Annotated in this window: 8 protein-coding genes; 1 reads left to right on the forward strand and 7 read right to left on the reverse strand. The window is 33.9% G+C overall.

The window, feature by feature from the left end:
- Positions 1 to 20: 20 nt before the first annotated feature.
- The 7 genes from OPR35_RS00350 to priA form a co-directional block, all read right to left on the reverse strand.
- Positions 21 to 3194: an ankyrin repeat domain-containing protein gene (locus tag OPR35_RS00350; protein ID WP_265024863.1), complete on the reverse strand. Its 3174-nt coding sequence runs from the start codon at positions 3192 to 3194 to the stop codon at positions 21 to 23.
- A gap of 38 nt (positions 3195 to 3232) precedes the next feature.
- A complete protein-coding gene (gene htpG / locus OPR35_RS00355) occupies positions 3233 to 5137 on the reverse strand; it encodes a molecular chaperone HtpG (RefSeq protein ID WP_026097246.1) in 1905 nt (634 codons plus the stop codon).
- Between the two features lie 158 nt (positions 5138 to 5295).
- On the reverse strand, positions 5296 to 6516 hold the full coding sequence (locus tag OPR35_RS00360; protein WP_096097163.1) for a KAP family P-loop NTPase fold protein: 1221 nt from the start codon (positions 6514 to 6516) through the stop codon (positions 5296 to 5298).
- Between the two features lie 14 nt (positions 6517 to 6530).
- Entirely contained in the window at positions 6531 to 7118 is a 588-nt protein-coding gene (recR, locus tag OPR35_RS00365; protein WP_180708353.1) for a recombination mediator RecR, read from the reverse strand.
- Positions 7119 to 7250: 132 nt separating this feature from the next.
- Positions 7251 to 8639 carry an ankyrin repeat domain-containing protein gene (locus OPR35_RS00370; protein ID WP_007302183.1) on the reverse strand — a complete coding sequence of 463 codons (1389 nt, stop codon included), beginning with the start codon at positions 8637 to 8639 and terminating at the stop codon, positions 7251 to 7253.
- 559 nt (positions 8640 to 9198) lie between these two features.
- Positions 9199 to 9987, reverse strand: coding sequence for an ankyrin repeat domain-containing protein (locus OPR35_RS00375; RefSeq protein WP_096097162.1), 789 nt, complete (start codon positions 9985 to 9987; stop codon positions 9199 to 9201).
- A gap of 114 nt (positions 9988 to 10101) precedes the next feature.
- A complete protein-coding gene (gene priA / locus OPR35_RS00380) occupies positions 10102 to 12075 on the reverse strand; it encodes a replication restart helicase PriA (protein WP_265024864.1) in 1974 nt (657 codons plus the stop codon).
- Between the two features lie 98 nt (positions 12076 to 12173).
- On the opposite strand from priA, the gene OPR35_RS00385 reads away from it, so the two are divergent.
- Positions 12174 to 13142 carry a hypothetical protein gene (locus tag OPR35_RS00385; RefSeq protein WP_265024865.1) on the forward strand — a complete coding sequence of 323 codons (969 nt, stop codon included), beginning with the start codon at positions 12174 to 12176 and terminating at the stop codon, positions 13140 to 13142.
- Positions 13143 to 13146 lie beyond the last annotated feature (4 nt).

The raw sequence follows: 13146 nt of genomic DNA on the forward strand, positions 1-13146 counted from the left end.
TAAATAATAGACTACTATATTTAGTATACAGACCTTTCCTTGAACACAATCTCTGCAGGCTCACCATTCTCAATTAAGCTTTTAGGTCTACAGCAGTATGTAACTGTAGCTGCAATAAGACAACAAGCTGCAACTGCTATTCCTACCGCTAACATTTCCAAGTAAACTGCAACAGCCACCCCTGAAACAATACCGGCTATTGCAAGCGCAGAAGCAGCTACAACATACTTCTTTGTATTTTGTGGATTTTTTTTGAGGCCACTTTTGCTGCTTTGCTCATTAATTCTTGGCAATTCTGTTTTTGGCTGTCCATTTCCGTTAGCAACTTGTTCTACATGCTCAGTAGGTTGATTAACGTTAATATCATTATTAACATCTTCAATTTCAATCGAAAGAAATTCATCTTCATCATCACTTGTTAATTCTACTCTTAAAGTACAAGGAACAGAATTACTAGAAACAGTACCATTAGCTGTTGCTTCAGCTTCCACTGTGTCAATTACAGATATTCTTGTTTCATGACCTTCTTCACTAATTTTTTCAAATGGAGAATTACTATTAGAGTCTGAGGAAGTTCCGGCAGAGCAATCACTTTTATTACCTTCAAGTTTAGAAAAATCATCCTCCTCAGAACTCAGTGATGGTGAGCTTTCTTTAGACTCTACCAAAGGAGCTTCTTGGCTACTTGCAGCAGCTTCTACATTGTTGTCTACTGGTAATGTAGCAGCAGTGTGCTTGAGCTCATTTTCAAGAAATAGTATTATTTGTTCAAGAGCCTCTTTTTGCTCACCCTCTTCCAAATTTGTAATTTTGTCATTTGCTTGGTCCAAGAGCTTCTGTACAGTAGGTTCATATGTGCTGACTTCTAATTTCTTTAATAAATGTATCAAACGAGTAAGATTGATTCTATCGACAGCATTAGACAATTTTTCTCCTATAATTTTTTCATTTCCAGGCATTTTACCCTCCTCACAATTATTACCTATAGCTTCTTCTATTGAAGCCTCTTCATTATTCATAATATTCTCTACTTTATCAACAATGTTTCTTTGCGGCTGTTGATTATCAATATTTTTGGATTCTGGATCTTTTTTAATATTTAAATGCAAAGGTGTTTTATCATCTAAACCTTCAAGAAATTTTGTGATTTTTGATTCACTAGAAGATTTTTCCCTGTTTTCTTCCCTTACCAAATATAAACTTTTCGTTCCTACCAGATCTAAAGCTGTTTTGCCATCTCTATCTTGAATGTTCCAATCAGCTCCCTTGTTTACAAGTAATTTTACTATTTCAAATTTATCATGGTAAGCAGCCCAATGTAAAGCTGTTCTGCCATGCCTCTCATCTTGAATATCAATCTCAGCGCCATTTCCAATAAGCAAGCCCATTAATTCTAAATTATTACGTGCCACAGCCCAATGCAAAGGTGCAATTCCAGAATTATCTATACTATTAATATCAACAACTTTACGATTAACAATTACCTCTGCCGCTTTACTTTCAGGAGCTAAGTGTATAGCATAGTGCAAAAGTTTAGATGAAAAAATAATTCTACCTTCAGCCTCAGTATTCTTAAACCTATTTAGTATCACTTCCACGCATTTCTGATTACCAACAAAAGATGCCCTTTCAAGTTTTTTACATATATCATCCAAAAACATAGTATGATTCGGCTTATCCAAATGCTCTAATAAAAACTTAATATAGCATTGTCCACCAACACCAATAAGTGGCCTATCGAGCTCTTCATCTTGCGTAAATAATATACTTTTATGCGTTTCTGCATATCTTTCCACAAGCGTATCATTAGCTGCAATGGCTAGTAGTGAAAGCTCTTTTACTGAATAATTATAATAACCATTTGTTTCATCATAGCTATTATTCAACAGCACATTGTGCATATGATCAGTCAAATTAAGCTGTTGAGAGCAAAAATCCTTCAAATTACCACAATTTAAATCAGTAATAAATCTATCGCTTTCCTCTATATTATTTATAGTTTTATCTAAATCTGCATAATCACCATAATTTTTTGCTTTATTTATAACGTCTATTAATCCATCAAAGGTTAAATTTTTAGGGGTAATGGTAAATTCTTCTTCATTATGCCTTGGTTCTATATTAACCTGATCTTGAGGCCAAAATAACTCTGTTGCTACAACTGCTGTAACTTCTGCAACACCTACCAATACATTCGCAACATTACCTAAAATGCCTGGATCAGTAACTACTTTGTTTGCTACTTCACTACTATCAGATGAACTCTCAGTAATAGACAAGTCTTCAGCAGCAAATGACTTAGGTCCTTCATTCATATTTTTCTCAAGAGTCTCTGTAATTCTATTATCCTCATCTTCGAAATGCCTATTTATTTCATCTAACAAACTTTTGCCATCAACTTTGTAATTCTCTAATTGTTCAGGAATAGCAAGTGTTACTTTGCCGTTTTCATACTCTACCTTACTATCTCGAAACTTAAGGGTGAACTCTAAAATAGCATCAACCCTGCATATTTCCTTATTTGTATCAAGTTCTCTAACAGGCATACTTGGACAATACTGAATATTGAGAGAACCTTGGCTATTATATACAATACTTATCTTTCTATCGTTGGCATGAGGCAAGCTTAGTTTATGCTTAGAGAATATAGGAGAGAGCTGCATTAACAAAGAGCCATCATACCCAGCCTGATTGCAATTAGTAATTAACTCTTCTAATATATTGTCATTTGGAGTTTCTGCCTTAGCATATTTAAACATTTCTGTGAAAACTTGCTTAGCAAACAGGCGGTAATTTGCATTTTCACTCGAAATTAAGTGATTGTGCTGGCAATATAACTCGTGAACATACGCTTTGCTTATTGTTTGCCCATTAATTACAAAATCCATTCTTTCCAAATCAAGTTGTGCTTGCTTGCCAGAATTTGCATTCCTATTATTCTCACCTGCCTTTACTTGACTTAGCAAAGATTGTGTTAGCTGAAATTCCAATTCAATTGCTCTGTTAGTATTTTGTCCTTCCTCAACCTCTGAACAATTGCCTGAATCTCCAGAATGACGATGCTCCTTAATTTCTTCTTGTTCTAAAACTTCAAATTCTTCTTCAGCACCTGAATCTCTGGAATGGCGACGCTCCCTTTCTTCTGCAGTATCTACTGCTGGCGGCATGAGCCCACCAAGTAAATTCCACCCCATGTTTTACCCCCTAATTATTAGCTAAACTAAGTATAGCATTAAATAGAAATTTTGCCAAGCAAGTTATTGAGCCTTTTAGCAAATAGACTTACGTCTTCCATCTCTTCACCTTCCACTATACAAGCTTGATAGAACAATAAGTAAATCATATCTCCAAGTGTTGGATTTTCACCATTTTTAGCGTGAGATTCCATTATGTTTCTTATCAAAGGATGCTTAATGTTAATTTCAAGTACTTTTGGCGTGCGGTAATTTAGCTGCTTCTGTTCACGTAAAAAACGCTCCATACGGAGATCCATAGTTCCTTCATCAACTGCTAGACACACAGGACTATCGGTTAATTTCTTAGAGATCTTTACACTTTTTACTAAGCTTCCAAGAACCTTGGTGAAGTATTCGAGTATAGAATCCGCGTTTTCTTCGCTTTTGTTTTCATCTGATTTATTTTCTTCATCTTTCTTGCCTTCTTCTGAAGAAAATTTTTCTAAATCAACATCAGCGCGGGTAACAGACTTAAATTTTTGATCTTTATATTCATGAATCACGCTAGTCCAGAAATCATCAACTGGATCAACAAATAGAAGCACTTCCAATCCTTTGCTGACGAATCCTTCAAGTTGTGGACTGTTTTTTACTGAATCGAGACTATTACCTGTGAGATAGTAGATATGTTCCTGTTCAGGCTTCATTCTGCTTATATAATCATCAATGCTAACTAGCTTACCATCACTGGTGCTATGAAATCTGCAAATGGAAAGCAATGCTTCTCTTTCATCAGTTGGCATAGCTTCGCAAAGACCTTCTTTTAACACCGCACCAAAATTGCCCCAGAATTTTGTATATTCCTCTAAATTCTCTTTTGCTTTTTTGCCGAGCTCTGATATTATGCGCTTAGTTAAAGATTTCCTAATCTGCTCAACAACGCGATTGTTCTGCAGTGTTTCTCTGCTGATATTGAGAGGCAAATCCGGTGAATCAACCACACCTTTCAAAAAACGCAAGTACTGCGGTATAATCTGCACATTATCTTCAGTGATAAACACTTTATTTACATACAATTTTACAGAGCAGCGTCTATCTGGATGAAATAAATCAAAAGGCTTGATAGAAGGAACATAAAGCAAGTTCGTATACTCTATTGCACCTTCATTTTTATTATGAAATATCATCCAAGGCTCACCGCCCACATGTGCAACACCACGGAAGAAGTCGTTGTGCTCTTCTGGAGTAACGTCATTTTTTGGCTTAGTCCAAATTGCAGCTTTGCTATTTAATTTTTCACTTTTTCCTTCTTCATTTACAAACTCAACGGGAAAATTTATGTGGTCAGAGTAAGTAGTAACGATGTTTTCAATACGGAATTTGTCTAAAAATTCGCTTTCTTCAGGACGCATGATGAGCGTAATTTTTGTGCCACGAGAGATTTGACCATCTAATTTGCTGATTGAATACTCTCCATCTCCTTTAGATTTCCACACCCAAGACTCTTCTTCTCCGGCTTTCCTTGATTCTACTATAACTTCTGAAGCAACCATGAAGCTTGAATAAAAACCAACACCAAACTTTCCAATCAGCTCTACAGCTTGGCTCGAATCTTTATTATTCTTAATTGCATCCAAGAATTTTTGCGTACCAGAACTTGCAATCGTGCCAAGATTATCTATTAAATCTTGCCTGTTCATTCCAATTCCATTATCGGTTATATACAGCTCATTCTTATCTTTATTGGAGCTAATAGTAATCTTCAACTCATCACTTGAATCTAATAAATCAGCATTTAATTGTGATTCATAGCGCAATTTATCACATGCATCTGATGCATTTGATATTAACTCACGCAAGAAAATATCCTTATTAGTATAAAGTGAATGAATTACTATATTTAGTACTTTGCCTACTTCAGCGTCAAATTTTAAACTTTCAGTTTCTTGTATGTTGTGCATTTTGAGCTCCATTATTAGCCTACTACTCTAATAATTTAAGTATTGCACTGCGATCTTTCAAGGTCACACATGCTAAAATTTATGTGGGCCAACTTATGGTTCCAATGCTAAACTGGAATAAGTACAACCATTGTGTCATGCAAATTAAGAAGAAAGTGCTAGAATATAATATCTCTTATTTGCTTCAAAGATTTGTTAGTCTTTGATTCTTTTTTTTTAAAAGTAGTCTCAAGAGAGATTTTAAGCTTTTTCCATTCTTCTTGACCATTTGGCATTAAATCACTCTCAATCTTCTCCAGTACTTTCTGAGGTGATGAATATAATTCCTCGTACAAATCAGTGTTTACTGACTGTAGTATTACTAAAAATGTAAATAAATTCGGATCAAGTAATTCTTCTTTTGCATGGTTCAAAAAACATAGCTTTATTCTTCTTATACAGTATTGTATTGCCTGCAGTGATAATGAGAAGCTTTCTGCATAAAATATAAAGCTATCTATAATTAAGCTCTTTGATTTTTTCGGTAATTCAGAACTTTCAAACAGTTTTCTTATAAACTGCTCTGTTGGCTGTTTTGGCAAATGCAAAGAGAGATCAGTAAAAGATTTTAGGCTAAAATTTGGTCCAAGTATTGTGCTAATTGCTCTTTGCACATTACTCTTATCTTGGCTAACAGAGATAATGAAAACCAGTCCCTCAACATCAAGCATGTACTTTATGGATTCTAAAAAATCGACAATGAATTTAGGGCGACATATATCAAGATCATCCACCATTATATAAATGTTTTTGTCTTTCCTGATTTTATTAACCACATCTGCTAGTTGTATTTTAAAATCTCTAATGTTCTCTTTTCTCCTTTGGAGAAGATTTAACTCACCCAAGACAAAACCAATGTCTTTCTTATCAGCCTCTTTTGCAGCATCGAGAAATACTGAAAGCATAGCAAGTGGAGATTTACTGATCAGCTTTCCTAATGTATTGAGAGAAAATAGTTCTTGGTTTATGTTTTTGAACTGCTGTATAACACTCCTTTTTACTTTGTATGATGCGAATAGATCCTCAAACAAGAAATGCAAAAAAGAAGGCAATGGTTGATCTAGCGCACTAATATCCCATGCGCTGTAATAAGCTGCAATTTCATTTTGCTGCTCTAGATCCTTTACCCATTCTTTCAAAAAAAATGTCTTACCCCACTTATCATATCCTTCTAAGGATACGATCGAAAAAAACTGATCAATTGTCTTAATTATATTACTAAATCTACTTGCAACTTGTTTATAGCCTAAGCAATCATTCTCCCAAGTTGTTACCTTAGGCAATTGCTCCTCTTCTTTTTTTTTTAATGTTATTAGCGATATAAGTTTTTTTAAGCACATACCTTCTTTTGTATTTACTCATACTCTTGTCTTGAAGTAAGCGCTATCTTCAGAGTCCCTTCATCTAGGTAGTCAATTTCTCCACCTATCGGTATACCACAAGCAAGGCGCGATATTTTTACATTCGAATTCTTTAGCAATTCAATTATATATTGCGCAGTAACTTGGCCTTCTAATGTCGGATTGATTGCAATAATGACCTCTTCAATTTTAAATTCTGTAACTCTTTTGGGAATGTTATCAAGATTCAGTTCTTTTGGACCTATGCCATTTATTGCTGATAGCCTTCCACCCAAAACATGATACATACCTGAATATATATTCCCTTTTTCAAATGCCCATAGATCACCCAATTCTTCTACTACACACATTAACTTGGTGTCACGCTTTGGGTTAGTACAAATAGAACACGGCGATTTAGTATCTAGGTTTCCACAAATTTTGCACTCTATTATAAGATCCGCTAGCTCTCTAATCAAAGATGCAAGCGGTAGCATGACTTTCTCTTTATTTTGGAGCAAATGTATAACTAATCTTCGTGATGATGATGGACCTAAACTTGGCAATTTAGAAAAAGCATGAACTAAATTCTTTATATTAATGTTCATTTAACAAATTCAGGATATAGTTTATAAAATGATAACATCAAACCTTTCGTAAAGAAAGCTTAGTTTGATTGGCTATGAAAAAGATTTCCCACTTTTTTTAGAACTGTCTTGAAAAAATTAATGTAATCACAATCTACTGTAACCTAACTCTGATTCAGGTATAACTGAAATTATCTCACACATTTGCGTAGTTACTACGGTACTTCTTTTTTGAAAATGACGTAATTTATTTTTCAACATATTTCTTTCTTCTACATAACTGTCTGACTCTTTATTCAAACTAGAATTTTTTTCTTCATACTTGGAAAGTATTGTATCGATCAAATAATTAAAAAATAATATTAGACCTGTAGTGTTGGCAAGCAATGCAAGAGAATAATATAACATATCTTCACTCACTTCTTCATTTATTATGTCATGGGAATTTCTATACATTCTAAAACAAGAGCCGAAGGCTGCTAAGCATACACAAGTAAGTTTTGTTTTGTTTAGGACGCACTTAATTCGTGCTAGTTTTTTATTATTATCTTCTAATTTTATACGCAACTCACTAATTTTACTACTATAGTGCTGAATAAACAATTCTATGGCCTCTTTGTTATTAGCATAATTATATGCTTTGTAAGATTCCTTATCTATGAGTTCAGTATCTATATCCTTTGATTTGAGAAGCTCTTTGATTGCTTCATTTTTGTTAAGAAGCATAGCTTCGTGTAGAGGTGTGTACTCATTTTCAACATCTTTTCTTCTGTTAATATTTTCACGAGTTAAGTAGTTAAAAAGAGCTGAAATGCATTCTGAATTATTGCTTTCAATAGCCAGAGTAATTGCATCTTTTCCATCCTTGTTATTAGTATTAATAACTTTGAAAAGCGGCTTTTCATTCTCTTGCTTATGTTCAAAATATTTGCGTTTGTAAAACTCACTTGAACAGTATGGTTCCTTAAGAATACACAAAAGTTTTTCTACAAAACAAGTACGATTTCTTTTTATAGCTACATGTAAAGGTGTGTCATGATTCTCCTCGTCTTGCAACAATAAGACATCATACAAATAACCCTCTTTATATAAAAAATTAATCTCTTGATCAAAAGAGATATCTTCTTCTCCTTTACAGATATTTAGTAGCCGTAACCCTATACTTTCTGTAGTACTGTAATCAATTGCAGAGCTACGTTGCACTTTAGATTGATAAAGGGTTACGTCCATACTATTCCTACCTTTAAACAACCCAGCTATACCTCTAAATATTACAGCTATACCTGATTCACTCCGAGCAGCACAAGGTGTTTCATCTGGAATGTTAATCTCAACATTTTCACTAGAAAAAAGTTCTAAAACATGCGAGTTGCTTTTTCTACTGGAAAAAGGCACATCGTTCCTTTTATCTTTAATCTCAGCACTCTTTGCATTCAAAGAATTTAGAGAGTTAGCTAAACAATCAAGATCTGTAGCATTTTTAGACTCAAGGTCTTCTGCTTGAAAATTTGCTGCAGTGTTTATTTCACCTTTCATATTTCTTTATTTTACAGGGATTGCATTTCAGGTAGGGTATCTCATCTTTAAAATTTTTCAACTCTATTTAAATTTTTTTAAAATAGTTTTTGATAAAAATACTTATGAAACTAACTTCTGTGTTAATTTTTTAGAAGATTTTATAGCTAAAAAATTACTTCCGCATATTTTAAATCTGATTACAATTACAGTTAGAGATATTTATTGAGCTCAAAAATCTATCTTCGGTCTGCAGACTTTTAAATCACACTCACTAAAAATGTAGCGTATCCTCTTCAGAGCATATCTGTCGTATGTGCACTGCATTTTTTCTAATCTTTTTTATACAGGGGGATCTTATGTTCAGAATTCCAGATACTTGACCTTTAATTTAGCTAATAAAAACCAACTGGTACCTGCGGTTTTTATAGCTACGTTTTCTCAAATAAGTTTTAAATGAATAGATTTCTTGCATAATAAGATGTCATCCCAGTGCTTGACACTGGGATCCAATAAGAAAAATGCGCTGGAACTTTCGAATTCCAGTTATGCAAGAAATCTAATGTTAAAAAACTCACAGTTATCCTAGTACTGCTTTATTATCTACAGTCTTTTCATACTTGACAGAAGAGAGTTGAGGATTAACAGCTTCTTCTATTGATTTAGCCTGTTTATAGTCTTGACTTAGGAAATATATAGCCACTCCAACTGCTATTCCAGCAACAAGAGCAGATACTGCGAGTGTGCATAATATAATAGTCATTGAAGGGACTAAAGCACTACCAACACCGAGTCCAATGCCAAGAAAAACGCCAGGTATAATGCCAATCAAACTATTACATCTAGCACTTTCTTTTTTCGATTTAGCTTGGTCTTTCATAGATTTAATGAGTGCTTCTCTTGTTTTTTCTTCTTGATCTAAATCTAATGGGATTTTCTCTTCTTTATTCTTTATCAAAGGGCTTGCACCATATTTTAAAAGGGCTTCTATTGCCTCAGTGTTATTACTTATAACAGCTTGGTGTAATAATGTATTTTTACTACTTTGATCTTGAAAATTTATCAATTTGTAGAAATACTGAGGAGTAATAAACCTATTCACAGTTTCATCTAAAATCTTCATCACGTCTTGAAATGATAATTTCTCTTTTTTCTCAGATATTGCACTATTGTATTCAATGCAGTGGTGCAAAATAAGATACACCATCTTTTTTCTTATATCTACAGCATCCTTTATAGATAAAGCTGATTTAAATAACTCTTTGTTAATTAATATTTCGTTATTCTCACCAAGAAACCCCTTCAATTCTCTAGTTTTGTCTTCATACCCTATCCCTTTCTTACAGACGATTTCAAGTAAAGTAGTCATATTATTTACCCATTCTAATTATATCAATAATACAATAAATTCTAATAAAAGTCAAGTTTTTTAATTAAAAAATTAATAGAACTTATTAGCAATTCCTACAAATGTCAAATAAATTCAAAAGAAACTCACAGGATCAACATCTATTGTTACTGCAATATTTGAATTCAAGTTGTAATTTTTAATCCAATATTTTAGCTTTTTCTTTATAGATAAACTATGTTTATTGTGTATTTTGAGTAACACTCTATACCGATATTTATTATTTAAGAAATTTATTGCTGCTGGTGATGGGCCAAAAATTTCAAATTCTTTCAATGTCAAGTGCTGAGAGGTAGTTGAAAATTGATTATGTAAAAAGCTTGTTAACTCACTTGCTGCTTTCTGCGTTGCAAATTGATCCTTACCACAAACTATAAGCGCTATTAATCTACTAAATGGGGGCATTTTAGCTTTGCTTCTTGACTCAAGTTCAATTTCATAAAACAAATCCCTTTTTTGCTGCTGCAATGCTTTTATTATCAAACTTTCAGGATTATTAGTTTGCACTATTACCATTCCTTTTTCATTAAACCTTCCCGACCTTCCTGCAACTTGATGCAATAATTGATATGTCTTTTCTGCTGCCCTGAGGTCAGAATTTTCAAGGCCTAAATCTGCGTTTATCACTCCAACCAAAGTTAACTTAGGGAAATTATGCCCTTTAGCAATCACTTGTGTACCGATTATAATATTCACTTCTTCTTTGAGCACTGAGTCAATTACGCTACCAAGCGACTTCTGGTCGCTGCTAATAATCGCAGTCTTTGCGTTTGGTATTAATTTTACTATTTCTTCAAGTAACCTCTCAATTCCTATACCACAAAGGGATAATGACTGCTGACTTTGACAATTCGAGCATTTTTCTGGAAGTTTTGATTGATAAGAACAATGGTGACACAAAAGGACGTTCTTCTTTTTGTGGTATGTAAGCCAGACAGCACAATTTGAGCAGGAAATTTTGTATCCACACTTTTTACAAACTGTAAGTTGTGCGTATCCTCTGCGGTTTAGAAAGAGCATAACTTGCTGTTTTTTCTCTATGGTTTGTTTTATTCCTTCGAAAAGTTCATTGGAAATCCATTGCTTATTATTTACTACTTTTATTTGTGGCAATTCTGCACCACCGAATCGTTTAGTCAATTTTACATGATTGTAATTCCCTTTTTTAACATGATAAATTGTTTCAAGCAGCGGAGTGGCGGATGATAAAATAATCGAAATATTTTCGAGCTTGGCTAAGATAATGGCCATATCTCGAGCATTATATATAATCCCCTGTTCTTGTTTAAAGGATGAGTCATGCTCTTCATCGACGATAATTAATTTTAGGTTTTTATAAGGCAAAAAAAGTGATGACCTTGCCCCAATAATGATCTGCGCACTTCCATTTGCTATATTGAGCCAATTATTTCGGCGAGCTTTTGGAGTAAGTCCTGAATGCCACTCAGCTATATTTCCAGATATCTGACTGTGAACACGATTTACCAATTGTGAAGTTAGAACAATTTCTGGCAGAAGGATAAGGACTTGTGCATCGTTTACGATTTCAATTAACCTTGCAATCACAGAGAGATAAACTTCCGTTTTTCCAGACCCGGTTTCACCGTCAAGCAAAGTCACTGAATACTCATTCAAATTACTTATTATCTTATTGCGAGCTGCTTGCTGCTCAGGGCTTAATTGGCAATCTATTTCACTTATTTCCTGCTTTTGCTTAGTGAAAACTAACTTATCTATCTGATTTACCTTTAATACTCCTCCCATTATTACTTTGGCAAGCATACCGATAGGTATTACATTATACTGCGCAACCCACTCTGCAAATTCGATCAGTTTTGGTCTGATACTCGGTAACTCGATCTTTTGTTCAATGCATTTTAATTCTCGATCACTCTTGCCGCTATATTTCCAAACTATTCCAATCAAACGCTTTCTGCCAAATGGTACCACTACGTAATCTCCAATTGAAACTTCAGTATCTTCCTCAACTGCATATGAAAATAGCTGATCAATTGGAAGTGGCAGTAATACGTCAACTGTTCTTGTCATAAGTTAGCGCTGTTTTTAGATACATAGAGAAGCCTTAATGCTTTTTTCATAGTACACAATTTATAATCATAAATACTGGAAATGTGAGGAAATTCTGTATGTTTAGCGATAAAATAGTCCTAGACTGTGAAATAGAAAAAGGTGACCGAATAGATCGGTGTTACTTCTCTACACGCATCAAACTTACAGATAAGAGCAAGAGTTTTCTACGTGAAAAGCTCGGTAAACCTAACAATTTAGATGATTACTTTAATCTTAATCCTGAGAATTTTTATATTTATTACAACAAATATAGTGGGCACTATGGTATAAATGAGCTGTATGTCAGAGATAATAATGGTAGATATTTAGCTACTAAACTTCCACTTGATCAGAGCGGATTTTCGATAGAGTTATCATTCGACGAGGTGAATTATGGCTTTTATCCTATGTATGCAATCTATAACCCCACTCAATATGACAAAAAGCAGGAAAAGAGCTTTGAAGATAATGGTGAATTGCAGCCGTTTGTGTCAATTGTATTGGATTACTTTCTAAATGGCTTAACCGTTCAAGATATGTTTTTGCAAATACAAAATGAGCTTGTTGAAAAAGAAACAAAATTAGAAGAAGACAGAAGAAAAGCAGAGGAAGAATTAAATAAAAAGAATGAAAAGTTAAGGGAACTCATAGAAAATGATGAGATTAAAGTACTTAAAGTAATAAAAGGCCATAGTATTGGGAATGGATGTTCAGCGGCAATTTTGCAGCTTGATGGTGATCTTGATGCAAGTAAGTACTACATAGCAGAGTATGAAGGCAATGAATACTTACATTGTACGAGCTCTGGTTATGACATACTGCTTGACCAGAGCGATTTATTTTTTGTTCTCAATAGCAGCTCTTATCTTGAACTTGAAAGCGGTTTCTACTCAATACTTGCTGGCAACTATGCTAAATATCTCGATACTAAGAATCGGCTTTTCAGCGATGATCAACTATCTCAGCAGTTGTGCAAAAACAAGGTAAAGGCTGAATCTACAGTTAACGCATTTTTCTCAAGACTTATTTATAGTGAAAATTTTTAAGAGG

The organism is Wolbachia endosymbiont (group B) of Protocalliphora azurea (genome assembly GCF_947251865.1).
Classification (GTDB): domain Bacteria; phylum Pseudomonadota; class Alphaproteobacteria; order Rickettsiales; family Anaplasmataceae; genus Wolbachia.

Bases quoted from the DNA above. Each gene is read 5' to 3' on its own strand.
- OPR35_RS00350 (WP_265024863.1), bottom strand. From the start codon at position 3,194: ATGGGGTGGAATTTACTTGGTGGGCTCATGCCGCCAGCAGTAGATACT.
- htpG (WP_026097246.1), bottom strand. From the start codon at position 5,137: ATGCACAACATACAAGAAACTGAAAGTTTAAAATTTGACGCTGAAGTA.
- OPR35_RS00360 (WP_096097163.1), bottom strand. From the start codon at position 6,516: ATGTGCTTAAAAAAACTTATATCGCTAATAACATTAAAAAAAAAAGAA.
- OPR35_RS00370 (WP_007302183.1), bottom strand. From the start codon at position 8,639: ATGAAAGGTGAAATAAACACTGCAGCAAATTTTCAAGCAGAAGACCTT.
- OPR35_RS00375 (WP_096097162.1), bottom strand. From the start codon at position 9,987: ATGACTACTTTACTTGAAATCGTCTGTAAGAAAGGGATAGGGTATGAA.
- priA (WP_265024864.1), bottom strand. From the start codon at position 12,075: ATGACAAGAACAGTTGACGTATTACTGCCACTTCCAATTGATCAGCTA.
- OPR35_RS00385 (WP_265024865.1), top strand. From the start codon at position 12,174: ATGTTTAGCGATAAAATAGTCCTAGACTGTGAAATAGAAAAAGGTGAC.